General features: G+C 41.7%; 15 protein-coding genes. 9 read left to right on the top strand and 6 right to left on the bottom strand.

The window, feature by feature from the left end; translation table 11 throughout:
- Positions 1-87: 87 nt before the first annotated feature.
- On the top strand, positions 88-1443 hold the full coding sequence (locus SNR28_RS00490) for a MipA/OmpV family protein (protein ID WP_375749059.1): 1356 nt from the start codon (positions 88-90) through the stop codon (positions 1441-1443).
- 73 nt (positions 1444-1516) lie between these two features.
- Here SNR28_RS00490 and SNR28_RS00495 read toward each other — a convergent pair whose 3' ends face one another.
- Both SNR28_RS00495 and SNR28_RS00500 read right to left on the bottom strand, forming a co-directional pair.
- Positions 1517-1975 (bottom strand): nuclear transport factor 2 family protein, encoded by a 459-nt coding sequence (locus tag SNR28_RS00495; RefSeq protein ID WP_375749060.1) that lies wholly within the window; start codon positions 1973-1975, stop codon positions 1517-1519.
- 335 nt (positions 1976-2310) lie between these two features.
- The gene (locus tag SNR28_RS00500; RefSeq protein ID WP_375749061.1) at positions 2311-3027 is read right to left on the bottom strand and encodes an IclR family transcriptional regulator; all 717 of its coding nucleotides are present in this window, start codon (positions 3025-3027) and stop codon (positions 2311-2313) included.
- A 245-nt stretch (positions 3028-3272) separates the two neighbouring features.
- Between SNR28_RS00500 and SNR28_RS00505 the strand changes: the two genes are divergently transcribed.
- Positions 3273-3926, top strand: a complete 654-nt coding sequence (locus SNR28_RS00505; protein ID WP_375749062.1) for an HAD-IA family hydrolase — start codon at positions 3273-3275, stop codon at positions 3924-3926.
- On the opposite strand, the gene SNR28_RS00510 is transcribed toward SNR28_RS00505, so the two are convergent.
- From SNR28_RS00510 to SNR28_RS00520, 3 genes are all read right to left on the bottom strand, one after another.
- Positions 3919-5832 carry an extracellular solute-binding protein gene (locus SNR28_RS00510; RefSeq protein ID WP_375749063.1) on the bottom strand — a complete coding sequence of 638 codons (1914 nt, stop codon included), beginning with the start codon at positions 5830-5832 and terminating at the stop codon, positions 3919-3921. The genes SNR28_RS00505 and SNR28_RS00510 overlap by 8 nt on opposite strands.
- Before the next feature lie 27 nt (positions 5833-5859).
- Positions 5860-6858, bottom strand: coding sequence for a class 1 fructose-bisphosphatase (gene fbp / locus SNR28_RS00515; protein ID WP_375749064.1), 999 nt, complete (start codon positions 6856-6858; stop codon positions 5860-5862).
- An 80-nt stretch (positions 6859-6938) separates the two neighbouring features.
- Positions 6939-8255 (bottom strand): sugar MFS transporter, encoded by a 1317-nt coding sequence (locus SNR28_RS00520; protein WP_375749065.1) that lies wholly within the window; start codon positions 8253-8255, stop codon positions 6939-6941.
- Between the two features lie 622 nt (positions 8256-8877).
- Here SNR28_RS00520 and galM point away from each other — a divergent pair.
- The 6 genes from galM (at position 8878) to SNR28_RS00550 (ending at position 15050) form a co-directional block, all read left to right on the top strand.
- On the top strand, positions 8878-9933 hold the full coding sequence (gene galM, locus SNR28_RS00525) for a galactose-1-epimerase (protein ID WP_375749066.1): 1056 nt from the start codon (positions 8878-8880) through the stop codon (positions 9931-9933).
- A 191-nt stretch (positions 9934-10124) separates the two neighbouring features.
- A complete protein-coding gene (locus SNR28_RS00530; RefSeq protein ID WP_375749067.1) occupies positions 10125-10817 on the top strand; it encodes an SDR family oxidoreductase in 693 nt (230 codons plus the stop codon).
- Between the two features lie 48 nt (positions 10818-10865).
- Positions 10866-11159: a putative quinol monooxygenase gene (locus SNR28_RS00535; protein ID WP_375749068.1), complete on the top strand. Its 294-nt coding sequence runs from the start codon at positions 10866-10868 to the stop codon at positions 11157-11159.
- Positions 11160-11391: 232 nt separating this feature from the next.
- Positions 11392-11835, top strand: coding sequence for a phosphate-starvation-inducible PsiE family protein (locus SNR28_RS00540; protein WP_375749069.1), 444 nt, complete (start codon positions 11392-11394; stop codon positions 11833-11835).
- Positions 11836-12077: 242 nt separating this feature from the next.
- Complete coding sequence (locus SNR28_RS00545) at positions 12078-13001, top strand: universal stress protein (protein WP_375749070.1); 924 nt, start codon at positions 12078-12080, stop codon at positions 12999-13001.
- Positions 13002-13160: 159 nt separating this feature from the next.
- Positions 13161-15050: a methyl-accepting chemotaxis protein gene (locus tag SNR28_RS00550; RefSeq protein WP_375749071.1), complete on the top strand. Its 1890-nt coding sequence runs from the start codon at positions 13161-13163 to the stop codon at positions 15048-15050.
- Positions 15051-15133: 83 nt separating this feature from the next.
- Here the strand turns inward: SNR28_RS00550 and SNR28_RS00555 are convergent, their stop codons facing one another.
- The gene (locus SNR28_RS00555) at positions 15134-15910 is read right to left on the bottom strand and encodes a DeoR/GlpR family DNA-binding transcription regulator (protein ID WP_375749072.1); all 777 of its coding nucleotides are present in this window, start codon (positions 15908-15910) and stop codon (positions 15134-15136) included.
- Between the two features lie 393 nt (positions 15911-16303).
- On the opposite strand from SNR28_RS00555, the gene deoC reads away from it, so the two are divergent.
- Positions 16304-16981 carry a deoxyribose-phosphate aldolase gene (gene deoC / locus SNR28_RS00560; protein ID WP_277824119.1) on the top strand — a complete coding sequence of 226 codons (678 nt, stop codon included), beginning with the start codon at positions 16304-16306 and terminating at the stop codon, positions 16979-16981.
- The last annotated feature ends 57 nt before the right edge of the window (positions 16982-17038 follow it).

The following is a 17038-nucleotide window of genomic DNA, read 5'->3' on the forward strand; positions in this document are numbered from 1 at the left end:
ACGTATACAGAACAGTATTTGTAAACGAATATTAATGGTGTAACTAATTGATAATGTGAATGTTATGTTTGTTTTCGTAACATTCACATGGTAAATGATTTCTGGGTTTCTATAGGGGTAGGAAGGCTTATTCACGTGAGTAACTCGTTAATAAAAGCAACGCGCCTAGCGTTAACCAGCACCGTTATTTTGCTAAGCAGCACTGGTGTTGCGAAAACAAATGATTGGGGATTAGGCGGTGTTGTTCGCTCGGCCAGTATTCCATACGGTAGCGCATTAGGTGATACCACTGTGACCAGCTTTTCTCCACTTTTCTATTATGAAGGTGAGTATGTCTATGCTGACGGAGACGAGTTTGGTGTGCGCCTTCTAGAAGCCGAAGATGTGACGTTTTTTGCTAAAGTGGAGACCCGTTATGTCGATATACCGAAAAATATTCAGAATAAGGCAGGCGGCGATAGTGGTGACTTCGGACTTATGGCTGTTTACCCGTTAGATAAACAATGGGATCTCTCTGCCAGTATTATGTGGGACTCGGATATTTTCGCTCACTCTCAACTTGGTTTAAAAAGCACATATAGTTTCGGAAAGTGGGATGTCACCCCTGAGTTTCTCCTTAGGTTTAAGAGCGACGATTTTAACTCTAAATATTATGCATTTCATGAGTATACCGGTGAAACCATCGGTAGTGGGGTAGATGCGACTGCGAGTCTGGATGCACGTTACCATGTTTACTCCAACTTCTATCTGCTGGGCGGTGTTGGAATCACTTTTCTGGATAGTGAAGCGTACAGTTCACCGGCTGTTGACGATCGAGTACAGGGCGAGTTCTACTTTGGCATTGGATTGTTTAATGAAAAAGGTGCTCCTTCAAAACAACTCTCAAATAAGCCCTATATAAGAGTCGCTCATGGATGGGGAACGTCTTCAAATATGGGTGATATTTTGCTGCGTTGGGATATCGAAAAAGATCCGTATAACAATCAGTTGTCGTCCGTTTTTTACGGTCATCCGGTAGCAGATAGTTTGCTTGGCTTTGATCTGGATATCTACCTGACAACAGGTATTGCTCATCATTACTCTTCTGAAGTGCAGAGTCGAAGTACGGAAGGTGTGTTCGCTGTTAAGGCATATTACGATTTCTTGTGGCCAACAAAATGGCGCTTTGGTGTGGCTGAAGGGGTATCGTATATCGATAACGTGACATACCTGGAGGAGACAGACAACACAGGGAATGGCTATGAATCTAGTAAGCTGATGAACTATCTGGACGTATCTCTGGATGTCAACATTGGTGATTTGATTAACAAACCAGATTATAACAATCTATGGCTTGGATACTCTCTCCATCATCGTTCGGCAATTTTCGAAACTTCTTCCCGTTTTGGCCGCATAAAGGGTGGTAGCAATTACAACACGATTGCCCTTACCTATGAGTTTTAACCAGATAAATTAAAACAGCAGACGTTCAGAGTCTGCTGTTTATCTCTAAAGTTACGTTGTTTTTTAGTGCGTTTTACTTTTGCTCAATACCACCAAGCAGTACAAGAGTTGGTTTTTTGTATAGCTTAGAAGCGATGGTCTGAACCTTGATGATGCCATCTTCAACAAAGAAGGTGTCTGTACCATAGATAGGTGCGTTTTCTTCAGAAGGGGTAAAGTTCCATGTGATATAGATAGTGCGGTCGTCTACGATAGCTGGGTCAATTGCGTTAGAGCCGTGGTCAAATCTCTTGAACAGGTAATTAAATACTGCACGGATTTTCTCTGGCCCTTGGAACTTAAAGTTGTTTACGATCATTAGAGAGTCATCATTATAGTGCGCTCCAATTCCATCAAGATCGCGAGCTACCCATGCGTCGATGTGCTCTTGCCAAACTTTGTTTGTTGCATCCGTAGAAGCTGCTGTCGCTGAAAAAGTTGATACACCAATAATTAAAGCAGCGAGCGCTGTAACGTATTTAGTCAGTTTCATTGTAGGGTTCCTTTTATTTAATTTTAATTCATGCCATTGAGTTAGCGATATCAATTAAATAATCTTTCATTTTAAAAATAAACAAAAACAAGTAAAAATTAGTGTTTGTTTGATAATGTCGAATAAAATGTAGGCAGAGAACAATTATTGGTAAATATAGCCATGAGATAAGGTTGGCTTGATAACTAATAATTTTCATATTTTTTGTTATTGTAATAAAAGGAATAAATGGTTTGCGAGTGCTTACAAACTGGTGTTGGTTGTGTAGGTTGATTGATATTATTAGGAAAAGTAAAAAGTCGTGGTTTTTATAGGATATAAATCGATTGGCCGAATTAAATTACCATCGCTTGTTTTTGAAAAATATACGCGTAATGCGATAGTTTTGGAGTAGTGAGCTCCTGGGTTGGACCGCTCATTCCGGCTGCGGCAATTAAATTTCCATCCCGATAAAGAGGGATAGACATACAGCTTAGACCGATCTGCGCCCCTCCGTGATCGATAGAAAATCGCTGATGTACGATCTTATCCAACTTCTGTTCAAGTGTAGCGTCAAGCTTTCCGGCTTTGCGCAGGCTTCTTCTTAAATCCTGTTCTTCATCGAGCGCGACAAATAACTTTCCTATTGCTGAAGTTGTGAGCCCTTCTCGTTTTCCTCTGGGACTTCTGATGGTCAGAGGGTTATCACCTTCAATGGCTTCAATGTAGATGTACTCGCGAGTGCCACATGGCACAGCAAGATACGCAGTATGTCCTGTTGTTGTTGCCATATCCCGAATCAATGGTGTGTACTTTTGTCTGAGTTCGTCATAGGTTCGCTCCAAAGAACGAGAGAGTTCACCTAGCCTTAGTCCCAGTCGGTAGCCATTGTTCGTATTGCTAATGTAACCCATTGCAGCCATCGTATTGAGCAAGCCATGTAATGTGGTTTTATTGATACCTAGCTCTTGAGACAGTTGTTGAAGAGGTACCGCGCTATCGCAGGCAGCTAGTGCTTCCAGGATAAGAAAGGTTCTTTCGACTGATTGTATTTTCTTGGTTTCGTTAATCATGTCTTTATCTGGTTACGCGGATTTAAAGTGTAATTTATTAATTATAGGTACATACCGTTCTTTATAAAGGGTTTTGGGCGGGCAAATCCAGTAGCGGAGAACGATTTTGGTAGGTTGATCAGCCCGTTCGATAATATCGAACAACAGATTATCCAGACTCTCAAAATTTTCACAATGAAACGGTTGGTTTTTTATTGTTTTCGTTTATTATTGCATTTCACGGGTATGCAGATTGAGGTATAAAAATGCAGTTTAAAGGTCTTTTGTTTGATCTGGACGGGACACTGGTAGATTCTAATGCTGCAGTTGACCGCTCCTGGATGATGTGGTGTCAGCGTAATGACATCGACTTTGCGGTTGCTTCGAAGGTGTATCATGGCAGGCCAGCAGGAGACACGATCAAAGAGCTGCTTGATGGTTGCACAGAAGAAAAAGTCGCGGAAGAGATCCTGTGGCTTCAGAATCAAGAAAGTACGGATGTTGAAGGTGTTATTGCACTTCCAGGTGCGATTGAATTTCTTGATAGGCTCTCTGAGCTTAATATCCCATGGGCGATTGTTACGTCTGGAACCTTGCCTGTCGCTACTGCCCGAGTTAAAGCGGGTAATATTCCACAACCACCGGTTTTGATCACACCGGAATCTGTTAAACGAGGTAAACCTGATCCTGAACCTTATCTGCTTGGAGCCAGTAAACTAGGGCTGGATGCGAAAGATTGTATTGTGTTCGAAGACGCACCATCAGGCTTGCTTGCGGGAACGGCTTCAGGCTCAAAAACAGTTGGAATTCTCAGCCAGTTTGAGGCTGATCAATTACCTTCTGCGGATGCTTATGTTTCTGCGATGGAGAAGGTCGAAGTTGTTGGCAGTGAAGGTGAGTGGAAGCTTCAATTCAGTTAAGTTTCTGAGCCTTCTTTAAGTGGTAGTTTTTAGCATGTCGATATAAAGTATTTTGTGTCTCAGCTATTGGTATGTCTGTTCTGAAGAAATGGCTGATAGTATCGATGATCTGCTCGTGTATTTCAGCAGGCAGAGTCTGATGAAAATTGAACGAGGGAACAAGTTTCCCTTGTTTTGCTAACGCCATAGATTCTTTAGCACATTGATTAAAGCCAGTTTCTGAAACATCCAGACGGGCAGGTATCGACCCCTTGTTCAAACTGAACTTTTTCTGCACCTCTTTGTTCATCATGACGCTGGCGAGTTGCATCTGACCTTCTATGTCCATATGGCCTGTTTTGGGAAATGCAAACGCATCTGAGTTGACCAGAAATAGGTGCTCGGTATTTGGTACAGGGCGACACAGAAATCCATTTTCGCCATAAGGTATGTTCTCAGAAAGGTAGACACCATTCACCCAGTCTCCCATAAAGTAAATAGCGGCATCTCCCTGGATAATCATGTTTGCAGCCTGTAACCAATCCCGGTTTTGCTTGCTATTATCCGTGTACTGACTAACCTTACGAAACGTATGCAAAACTTCAGTCATCGTACTGGATTGAAACGCTTTTTCATCCAACTCTATTAGTGCTTTTTTATAGAAATCAGCGCCGCCAATACTCAGCAAGATCGATTCGAACAGAGTACCTTCCTGCCAGCTATATCCTCCGATGGATACAGGAATAAAACCTGCTTGTTTAATGACGTCTGCAGCGACAAAAAACTCTTCCCATGTAGTGGGTATGTCTGCGCCAGACTGTTCAAAAACCTTTGGATTGAGCCACATCCAGTTCACCCTTTGCAGGTTTACCGGAACCGCGACATATTGACCGTTGTGCTTAACGTTGTTGTTGATGACTTCCGGAAGTAACGATGACCAGTTCTCACTCGTGGCGACTTCATTCAAAGGTAGAAGAACCCCTTTTTCCGCCCATTCTCTCACTGCGGGTCCACCATAGGTTTGTATGGCATGAGGGAATTGATATTGACTGATACGAGAGCGAAGGATTTCTGTCATGTTCCCGCCAGCACCTCCTTCGAAAGTGTAATCAATCCACTTATACCCCTTGTCACTCAGTGCATTACGATAAACATCAACCATGTTTTTTTCATAGCCGAACGTCCACCAGTGAGCAACCTCCAACAACTTCCCTGAATCCTGAACGATCTCATATGCCGTTCTTAATTTTCCTACAAGCTCAGAAGAAGTCTTTTTGCTAACCGCGATGTACAAGTCATGGGGTGGGCTTTCCGGCATTGGTAGAGCCTGATAATCTTCAAGTGCGAGATTATTTAAAGTTTGACGGTTGTATGTGTCGATATAATGGTTAAACACCAGTTCATCTGTGGCAATCAAATCTATCCGGTTATTCTCTAGTTTCAGAATATTTTGAGTGCCGTCAGTCACCTCATGAACCTTTGGAAATCCCAATCGTTTTAGTTCATTTTCTGCATAGCTACCCCGCACGACACCTATGTCGTACTGTTTAGCTTCTTCCAGAGTAGTAGGCTCAATTGTCTTTCTGGATGCCTTTTTGAGGAAAGATATCCTTTGGCTTGCGATTTTTCCTATCCAATGAAAGTTACTTTCGAGATTATCGTTACGTGATATCGGATAGATCAAAGTGTCAGAGTTATTGGAAGCGATAAATACGCCTCGCTTCAGAGGATAAGACTCAATAGGCGAATTTGTACCTAACTCTTTTAGCATAGAAGTAACAAGCTCTGTGGCGTAACCAACTTGCTTGTTATCTTGCTTCATACTGTATGGAGGGAGGTTATAGGTAATGATTTTTAGCGGTTCGCTTGAGAAGGTTTTCCCGCTGAACAATAGAGGCAGGAAGAAAATGGCTGAAATTATTCGCATTTTTCCTCCTGATTTGCGTTTAGATAATTAATTAATCATAGCACGTAACTGATCCATCATTTTGTAGGATCCGGCATAAAACGGTGTTCTTTGGTGAAGCATTTCTGGTTGAATATCCAGAATATCTACTGAGCCATTGGTTGCCGTTCCTCCTGCTTGCTCCACCAGAAATGCCATCGGGTTGCATTCGTAAAGCAGACGCAGTTTCCCTTGCTTTAACTCCTTAGTCGCTGGATAAAGGTAGATCCCACCTTTGAGCAGGTTTCTGTGTATATCAGCGATCAACGAACCAATATATCTTGAAGTGTATGGGCGTTTTTCTTCGGGCTTTTGTTCCTGACAAAACTTAATGTACTTCTTTACTCCTTCTGGAAACGCAAGATAGTTTCCTTCGTTTACCGAATAGGTTGCGCCTGATGAGGGGACTTTCATATCAGGATGAGAGAGTAAAAAACTCCCTAGTACGGGGTCATAAGTAAAGCCGTTAACCCCCGCTCCAGTGGTATAGACAAGTACGGTTGATGACCCGTAAATAATATAACCAGCAGCAACCTGCTTTCTGCCTACCTGAAGAAAATCGCTGAGCTGAGGTGGAGTACCCACAGGTGATACACGTTTGTAAATCGAGAAAATAGTACCAACTGAGGTATTCACATCGATATTCGAAGAACCATCCAGAGGATCCAGCAATACGACATACTTAGCGTTTTTGTTTAGCTCACCGTTGAAGATAATTGCTTGCTCTTCCTCTTCACTGGCGATGCCACAGACTTGATCTCTGCGTTCAAGTGCATTCTTAAATACATCGTTAGCATAGAGGTCGAGTTTTTGCTGCTTCTCTCCCTGAATATTTTCATCCCCGGTATCTCCGAAAATATCTAGTAGTCCGGCACGGTTGATTTCGCGATTAACCACTTTTGCGGCGAGAGCGATAGAACTCAAAAGAGATGAAAGCTCTCCGGTTGCGTGGGGAAAGTCTTTTTTCTTTTCAACAATGAACTCACCTAATGACTGTGAACCCGGCATAGAAGCTCCTGTTAGCGTATTTGGAAAATAGATAAAGAAAAGGCTGGTCAGTTGACCAGCCTTTGTAGATGATTTCGAAATTATGCGTTTTCTTTTACTGCTGAAGATGATTCAGCTTTATTTTTTTTGATCTTGTCGAAGATCCAGATAATCGTGAAGATTGGCAGGATTACCAGTGGTACTACCGAGATTGCCTGGAACGATTCAACCGATGCAATGCGAGTTACTTCTTCCATCATTTCTGGAGAAAGAGACGCTAGTTTATCTGCACCGCCAGCCGCTTCTGCACGAGCCTCATCGAAGATGGCACCCATCTGTGGAAGTACGAACTGGATAGACAGACCACCTGCGAAGCCCAGAAGACCAAGAGCCAGTGCACCACCGTTAGGGAAACGCTCAGTGATGATACCCTGCATAGTTGGCCACATGTAACATACACCGATACCCCAGATAGTTGCAGCAAGGAATGCTGGTAGTGGAGAGTCAGCAATACTTAGTGCATAAAGACCTGCCGCAGCGAATACACAACTTACCGCCATAAGGCCAACAGATGAGATGTGCTTAAATACCACACCAGCAAAGTTACGCAGTACAAACATCAGACCACTAACGTAAACCAGTAGAAGAATACCCTTCATGCCTACGATGTTAGATAGAGCAACGTTTACCCACTGACCTGGTGCAAGTTCTGATGCAGCAGTCAAGAACATACAAGCCCAGAATACCCAGAATAGAGGACGACGAACTAACTCAAGTACCATGTCTTTGTAGCTTACGCCATTTGCAACACGCTCCGTTACAGGGAATTCAATACCTAGCGACCATTTCACCATTAGAAGCGCAGGAAGGAATAGTAGAATAAGGTTAAGCTGCCAAGGCAAACCAATAGCACTGAATAGCACGCCTGCCAGGCCACCAACAACGATACCCGCTGGCCACCATGAGTGAAGAACATTCAGGCGATGAGCTTTTTCTTCCGGGAACAATGCGGCGATCATCGGGTTCGAGGCGGCTTCTACCGCTCCCCAGCCTAAACCGGTAAGTAGCAAACTACACCAAACGATAACAACCGACATATCAGTAACTGGCATCATTGCTGCTGCAAGTAGGCCAGCTGTACTAGCGATATAACCAAATGCAGATAGAAGAAGCATGCGCTTCATGCCCATCCAGTCAACCAGCATACTACCGAATAGCAATGTTAGGGCAAAACCGGTGAAGGTTGCACCAAGTGCCTCACCAACCATAGAGGCAGAGCTCATGATGTCTATCTTGTCGTAGATATCTGCTTGTAGATCTGGAGCGATGTTTGCGCGAACCGCGAAACCCAGACCTATCATAAAGATAGAGAGGTTACCGATTCTAAACAGTAACTTTTTGTTCAGTTCGTTATTCATAATCTATTTCCTAGTTTGTAGGGTATTTCTAGTTACTTTTTTAGAAAGAGCGGCTTTCATATCCCCCGATAAAGCCGAACTCTCTAATTCCTTTCATGACGCATTCAAAATGTGAATTAGAAGAAATGACGTCATGTAATTTTCATTTCGAAAATACTATAGATCTATTTTTTCCAAATGAAAAACAGTTCTTTTATATGTTTGTGTTGTTCGTCATGTTTTTGTGTTTTACAAAGCGTAAAGAAGATTAAAGCGTGATCTAGAACACTAAATAGTCATTTTATGTCCAGTAAACGCTGTTTTTGACGAGATTAGCATCGAGGAATAAGAGAAATTAAATGCAAAAATAAGATAACTAATTGGTAAAAAGGTGAGCTGAGTGAGATCTTTTACAGTGTAAATACTGCCTTTTTGCATTTTTCATGATTTAAGTCAAAAGAGATCAAAAATATAATTTTCGAAATAAAAAGTGAGTGTACACTGAAACTGATAATAAAAATGTCAGGTTATACCACTCGAACAAGTGATTTTTTGTTGGGAAGCAGTAACCATTATCCCGATGATGGTTGCTGCATTTTTTTATAACGGACATGTAAACAGTTGCAGTAAATGAGGGAACAAGATGAATGTCGACTTGATGCAAACAATGACGCAAGGCCCGGCTTACGATGGCAAACCAGCACAACTCTTTGAGTTAAAGAATGCTAATGGAATGGTTGTAACCTTAATGGATATTGGAGCAACCTGGCTGAGTTGTAAGCTACCGCTCAACGGTGTTCAGAAAGAAGTGCTTCTGGGTGTTGGTAATATGCAAGACTTTAAAGAGCATACGACTTATCTTGGCGCGACTGTGGGAAGATACGCTAACCGAATTGCTGGTGGCAGATTTAGTGTTGGGGAAAAAAGTTATCAGACTCCCTTGAATCAGGGAGAAAATATCCTTCATGGTGGCCCGGATGGTTTTAACAAAAGACGCTGGGATGTTGCTGAGCTAACCGACAATAGCATCCTATTTGTTTTGATATCTGCTAACGGTGATCAGGGATTCCCGGGTGAGCTAAAAGTAACGGTTACCTATACCCTTACAGATCAGAATGAAGTGAGTATTCGTTATACATCTACTACAGATAAGCCAACCCCTGTTAACCTGACCAACCATGCCTATTTCAACCTTGAAAATGCAGAAGAGGGGAGTGATTGCCGAAATCACAAGGTTAGAATTAATGCCAGATATTTCTTACCAACCGACGAAAGCGGCATTCCATTGGGAGAGTTTGAGGCTGTAAAAGGAACGAACTTTGATTTCATGAGTTCGAAGGTAGTGAGTCAGGACTTTTTGGCCGATGAGTATCAGGTAAATGCTAAAGGCTACGATCATTCATATATCTTTAGCCCTCTACGAGACATAAAAGAGCCTGTTGCGGAGATTGAAAGCCCCGATGGTTCTATATCCATGCAAGTATTTACAGATAAGCCTGCGATGCAGTTTTATACGGGCAACTGGAATGAAGGTACTCCTCGAAGAGTAGGAGGGACTTATGAAGATTATTCAGGAATGGCATTTGAGACACAGTTCTTACCAGACGCTCCAAACCATCCTGAGTGGCCACAACCAAACCCGATACTGAATCCAGGTGAAGTGTATCAGTTTAAGACCAAGTACAAGTTTTTGTTCTGAGTTCCTTTTTCTTAGCTTATTGGATTTTACATAACGCCAGCAACAATTGTGTGCTGGCGTTTTTGTATTCTATTGAAGCTGTGAAGATTTGATAATGTCGAATCTTCGCCTTTATTTTCATGACCTACGACATTTGTTTCGTGACCGGATTATTATCTGCCGGTATTTCGTTTCTCATTTAGGAGTATAAGATGTCTACAGTTTTAATTACCGGTGCTAATCGCGGTTTAGGCTTGGAGTTTGTTCGTCAATATGCACAAAAAGGGTGGCATATCCTCGCGGCTTGTCGCTCACCAGAAAGTGCTAATGAGCTAGGAGCAATAGCAAAGGATGTAAGTAACATTGAACTGCTAACACTGGATGTAACGAAAGAGTCTGATATCGATGCATTGGCAAAGAACTTAGCGGGAAAGGCCATTGATCATCTGATTTTGAATGCGGGTGTTTTAGGGGCTGATTGCGCCACACTAGGTGAAATGACGCAAGCCAAATGGCTGGAAGTCTTGACTATCAATACCGTTGCTCCGGCACTGTTGATTCAGGCGCTTCGTGACAATGTTGCGTCAAGCGAGCTTAAAACGATTGTGGGTATATCCACTCGAGTGGCAAGTATTGGAGACAATGGTTCAGGTAATATGTACAGCTATCGCACTTCTAAAGCTGCCCTGAACCAGATACTGGTATCTGCAGCGCAGAACCTTCGCGAACAGGGAGTTAAGACCCTGGCGATTCACCCAGGTTGGGTACAGACCGATATGGGAGGTCAGGATGCAACCTTTACCGCGAAGGAGAGTGTTTCAGGCATCATTAACGTTGCTGAAAACTTAACCCTTGAAGAGTCAGGCAGTTTCCGCGTGTTTGATGGCTCGACGGTTGAGTGGTAATTAGTAGATTAACAAAATATTTTATAAACAATAAGTTGGTAGGTATAAATGAAAAATGAAGTAAATCTGTTGGTGACACTGCGTTCCACAGAAGACAAAGTAGAAGAAGTCAAAGAAGTACTGGGCACGCTATGTAGACTGAGTCGTGAGGAAGAGGGATGTCTGGAGTACCGCTCTGCGAAAGCAGAGGGAGAACCTGTCTTCTACATCAAAGAATGTTGGGCTGATGATGCCTCTCTTAAGGCGCATGAGCAAACGGCACATTTCTTAGAATGTGGCCCCAAACTTGGTGCATGTTGTACATCGGTTGATATCAATCGTGTCGTTTGGGAAATTATTTAATAATTCGAAACAATTAAATTTAGACCTTTATTTACCCATTTATAAATAAAGGTCTTTAATATTATATCGATAATAAATAGGACCTTACCTTATTCTTTCTATTTGATTATTTTAACTACGATTTTGATCCACAAAAAAACTGTGGTTTATTTGATTGCAGTTCAATTGATATAAAATAACGTTCTGTTAATGTCTCATCCATGTTGGCTAAAAATTTACATTGGAGGTGAACATGAAAATCGACAACAATGATGAATTATCAAAGAAACTTCAAGTTGTTATACATTGGTCGGTAAGAATACTGTCTATTATAATGGTTTTTGTAATTGTCATGGGGGTTTTGGATGTAGCCTGGACTATATATCAAAAGCTGATAACGCCGCCAAAATACATTTTGACGATATCGGATATGTTGGCAACATTTGGAGCCTTTATGGCCGTGCTTATTGCCATTGAGATCTTTATAAACATTACAATTTACTTAAGAGAAAATGTAATTCATGTAAAGATAGTGATGGCTACGGCTTTGATGGCGATAGCTCGTAAGGTAATCATAATAGACATAGATTCGCTTGGTCCTATGTACCTAATAGGTATTGCTGCAGTTGTGATAGCGATGAGTGCGGGTTACTGGCTGATACATCAACTTCCAAATAAGAGCCATAGTGACGAGTAATAATAGCAATTTTATCTTGTGTTAATTTTATTAAATGCAATAAATTCAATTTCATTATAAGTGATAAGGTTAATTCCTTAATTGTAACAGAAAGTAAATATATGTATTTCTAAATTATAAATAGAATTACATTCCATTAAATATCAGTTACTGTTTTATTTCATGAAGTGAGCTGGTTTACCACGCTGTTATGGGTTACTTTTATTCTAGAATGTAATTGATTGTTTTGACGAGGTGTTGATATGATTTTTAATAATTTTTTATTACCACTTGCTTACGAGCAAGATATTAACCATGAGTATGAGCAGTTATTAAAGTACGCAGATATTTGCTCAGGGAATGTTACTCTTTTAACTGTTATAGAAAATCTGGATGAAATCAACGAAATAGCCAAGTATTCAGTCAGTGCCCTAAATATTCTTGAAGAGTCGAGAAAAAAGAATCTGGAACATTTGGAAACGATCGTGTCCGGATTAAATGGGCAATATCCAAATATAAAATTCCATATTTCTGTTCGAACGGGCATTGCGTTTGTTGAAATAATTAAAGCTGCGAAAGAGGTTAGTGCCTCGCTGATCGTCATCAAAACAAGAGATGGTTCAGATAAGGGTAGTAACACACTTCACTTAATGCGCAAATCAGAAGTTCCTATCTGGGCTGTTAACTCAAGCTTGGGACCAGCTAAAAAAGTGGTTGTAGCGGTAGATGTGGGAAGAGAAGAGCTTCAGGAGTTCAATTTCAAGCTCGTTAAGTCTGCTTTAGATCTTAGTAGTGTTTATGAAGCTGAGCTGGTTCTATGCCACGCATGGCAGTTAGAACATGAAGGTTTTCTTCGAAAATGGGAAAGATATGAGGACTTAGACATAGCCTTGCTGATGGAAAATATGAGGGATGATCGTATTGCGCGTTTGCAAAACATAGTTGAGGTGCTTGGCGCACAGAACAACCGAGTTAACTACACGTTATTAGAAGGCAATGCTCGTGAATCTATCCCTCAGTTTGTGGCCAGAGAGTCGGTAGATATGGTGGTGCTTGGTTCTATGTCCAGAACAGGAATCGCGGGATTTCTTATGGGTAACACTGCTGAGAGTTTGCTTAACAAGATAGATTGCTCTGTGCTCACCCTTAAACCAGATGATTTCAACTCACCGGTATTAAAAAATTAGCCTTGTCTAAACGGGTCTTTCGGCTGAGCCATGACTACCATGGTGACGCCGAGAGCTTAATCTCTCATTTACTGTTCAATATGCCTGAGAAATCCAAAATTAGTGGAAATTGTTTCTATACTCAATAAACGACCACTTTAAAAATACAATCAGGATGTTATGAGCGCTAGAAACAAACTTCTATTATCTACAGGAATACTGATAGCCGTTATTGTTGCAGTGCTATCTATACTTGCTTATAGCCAAATCAGTTCCTCTTCAACCAGAGATTATCGAAATAGCTTGTCCAATAAATCTTTCCTTATCGCTAAGGCGGTGGAAGGGAAAGTAGAGAGCTATTTTATTGCTCTTGAAAGTCTGGGTGCAGCACTGGATATCAACCAAGGGAGTGTTGTTGTTGACGACAAAGCGCTCGATTTATTAGTCGATAACAAGAACCGAATGAAGGTGCTGAATTTCTTTATTGGCATGCCTGACGGTACAACTTACGATGCTGCTAACCGTGGAGTCATTCCCAACTTCAACGCGAAGCAAAAGCAGAGAGAATGGTTCATCAAAGGTATGTCTGGTGCTCCTCGTACGGTCACTAATCCGTTTTTGGCCACGACAGGTGATTTGACCATGGCTATTGTCACTCCAGTTAAAGAAGCAGGGAAAATTGTAGCTGTCCTTGGTATGAGCTTGAAGATGAGCGACATCACTGATTTTGTTAATGAGCTGTCGCCTCAAAGAAACCTCTTTGTTGCCCGAGAAGATGGTTTTCTTATGGCTGCGGCCTATCCGGATTACGTCGGTAAGAACTTGTATGAGTTGAGACCCACGTACAAACAGTATGCTAATCAGGATACCAGTGAGCACTCATACTCAGTTCCTGAACTAGGTGATTTTTACGGTGTGTCTTCCAAAATTAAGTCACTAAACTGGACGGTTTGGGCTTGGGCAAAATGGGTTGATATTAATGCAACCTCCGATTCTGCTGTCAAAACAAATCTGATTTCAGGAATTATTTTTATTGTTCTTGGAGTTGCAGCGGTTTACTACCTAATTACAGTCTTGATGTACAAACCGATTGGTGGGGAACCGAATGACATTAGAAAGTTAGTTGACCGCATCGCCAACGGTGATCTGACTGATGTCCCTCAGGAAGATGCTAACACTGAGGGTGTATATCGCTCTACTCTAAAAATGGCAAACAGTCTCAAAGGTATTATTTCAGACATCAACGAATCCTCCAGTGATCTCTTAAAGGCGTCAACACAGCTTGGTGATTCTTCGTCTAAAGTAGGCAATGCATCTAAATCACAAATGATGCAGCTCGAACAGGTCGCAACTGCGATGAATGAGATGACGGTAACAGTAGCAGAAGTGGCGAAAAACGCTGTAGATGCATCAAACTCATCCGATGAAGCAAGCAACAGTTCACAGCAAGGTTTGACTGTCGTAAGCGAAATGAACCAACAGATTACCAAACTGGTAGAAGATATCGGCCATGTTCAGGAAGTGATATCTAATGTTCAGACCGAAACCGAAAATGTAGGCGGAATATTAGATGTTATACGTGGTATTGCTGATCAGACAAACTTGTTAGCACTAAATGCTGCGATTGAGGCAGCGCGAGCTGGCGATCACGGTAGAGGGTTTGCTGTTGTTGCCGATGAAGTTCGAACTCTTGCGACTAAGACGCAGGAAAGCACCAATGAGATTCAGGCGATGATTGAAGCGCTTCAGGAGCAGGCGTCACGTTCAGTAAGTCTAATGACTGAAAATGCTTCCAGTGCGGAAAACACTCTGAGCAAATCTTCTGAAGCTAGTGAGTCTCTTGATCTGATAGAACAAAGAATCCGCTTGATTCAGGAGATGAACAACCAGATCGCGACTGCTGCAGAAGAACAGTCCAGTGTTACCGCAGATATCAACGAAAATGTAGTTACCGTAAACGATTTGGCAGCGAGCACAGCACAGGATGTTCAGGATAATGTTCATACCGCAGAGCAGCTAAACAGTATGGCTGAGAGCCTGCGTGAAGCTGTGAAGATGTTTCGTGTTTAGAGATTAGTTCTGAAGAAAGAAAAAACGCCCCTAGTTTGAGGAACTAGGGGCGTTTTTGTATTTGTTGATAAGCGGTAACTTTGCTAAGCCATAATGACCGTATCTACTGCTTCAGTAAGATTTTCGTAATCAAACTTCGATACTTCATTGTCGACAACTACTGCGTCAATCTCTTTAAGATCAGCAAATTTCGCAAATGACACCTTGTTCATCTTGGTGGAGTCGGCCAGCAAGATCTTCTGGCTTGCGCAGTTGATCATTTCTACTTTCAGATCAGCTGTTTCTGTGTGGTATGTAGTTAAACCATTATCGAAACTCAGGCAGGAAGTGGCCAAAAATAGCTTGTCGAACTTGTACTTTCTAAGCTCAGAAATCGCGGTACCACCATAGCTGTAGTGGAAGCCTTTACGGATACGGCCACCCAGGACGTGAACATCAAACTCGCTTTTGTTTTCGAGAAGTTTTGCGATTTCAAAGTCGTTGGTGAATATACGAAGTCGCTTAATGTCAGAGTTAGCCAGAATGCGTGCGAGTGCCGCTGTACTGGTTCCCGTATCGATAAGAATAGAGTCCTCTTCTTCAATCAGTTCGATAGCTTTAAATGCTACCTTGATCTTCTTATCTTCATTTTCCCTTTCATTCAGGAATTTCTCGTGGGCAATGTCTGATTTAAGGATGGCACCGCCATGAGTACGGATGACCTCACCGGCTTTTTCCAGCTCAGTTAAGTCGGTACGAATAGTTGCTGTTGTCACATCAAAGTACTGAGCCAACTCATTTACACTGACGCTTTTTTTCTCTTTTATTAATCCGAGGATCTGCTGTTTACGCTGTTCCCCGTACATCACTTTCTTGGACATTCTGTTCAGGCCTCTTATAAATCACGTTCTCTCTTTTTTATTTGTTTTCATTATATGGTCGCAACTTTCTAATTACAACCAATTAAAAATGAAACATTCAATTCGAAATTTAACGACATACCCCATTTTAGGTATTGATATTCAAAGGCTTATCACACTTCTAACTGATCATATCTTTGAGTTTTCGTGCTTTTCATTTACTAAACGCAAGCAGATATTCTGAAAACAGAAACAAAATACTTGAAAAATCTTGATGAATATCACAAGCAAATAAAAATATAACTTTTCAAAACGAAAATTTGAGGTTATAGTGTTTTCGAAATGAAGATAAAGGGTCGCTTGTAAAAGAAGATGAAAGCGAATCTTGATTAAATGAAAATCTCGGAGAGAACAATGAGCCTAACAGTTAAAGAACTTGCTGCACTATTTGACCACACAAACCTTAACGCTTATGCGGTTAAAGATGATTTCCAAAAACTATGTGACGAAGCTCGTGAGTATGGTTTTGCTTCAGTTGCAATTAACTCATACCCAGTAGAAATGTGCCGTGAAATGCTAGAAGGTTCTGGCGTTCTTACTGGCGCTGCTATTGGTTTCCCTCTGGGTCAGACAACAATCGAAGCGAAAACTTTCGAAGCGCAAGACGCCGTTGAAAAAGGTGCTGAAGAGTTCGATTACCTACTGAACGTAGGTAAAGTTCGCGAGCACGATTGGGACTACATCAAGCGTGAAATGGAATCTCTTGTAGCGGTTGCTCGCAAAGGCGGCATCGTATGTAAAGTTATCTACGAAACTTGCTACCTGACTGAAGAAGAGATCATCGAAGTATCTAAGATTGCTGCAGAAGTTAAGCCTGACTTTGTTAAGACTTCTACAGGTATGGGTACAGATGGTGCTAAACCAGAGCATATTGCAATCATGAAACAGTACTCAGGTGTTCAGGTTAAAGCATCTGGTGGCGTACGTACCCTAGCTGCTGCTCGCGCAATGATTGAAGCAGGCGCAACTCGCATCGGTAGTTCTTCAGGTATCAAGATTGTTGAAGAACTAAAAGCAGAACTAGGCGAGTAATTCAGAGCCAACTGAGCACTGGCTTATAAAGTTATAAGACTAATACCCGAAACAGCC

Source organism: Vibrio iocasae, assembly GCF_042245395.1.
Lineage (GTDB): Bacteria > Pseudomonadota > Gammaproteobacteria > Enterobacterales > Vibrionaceae > Vibrio > Vibrio iocasae.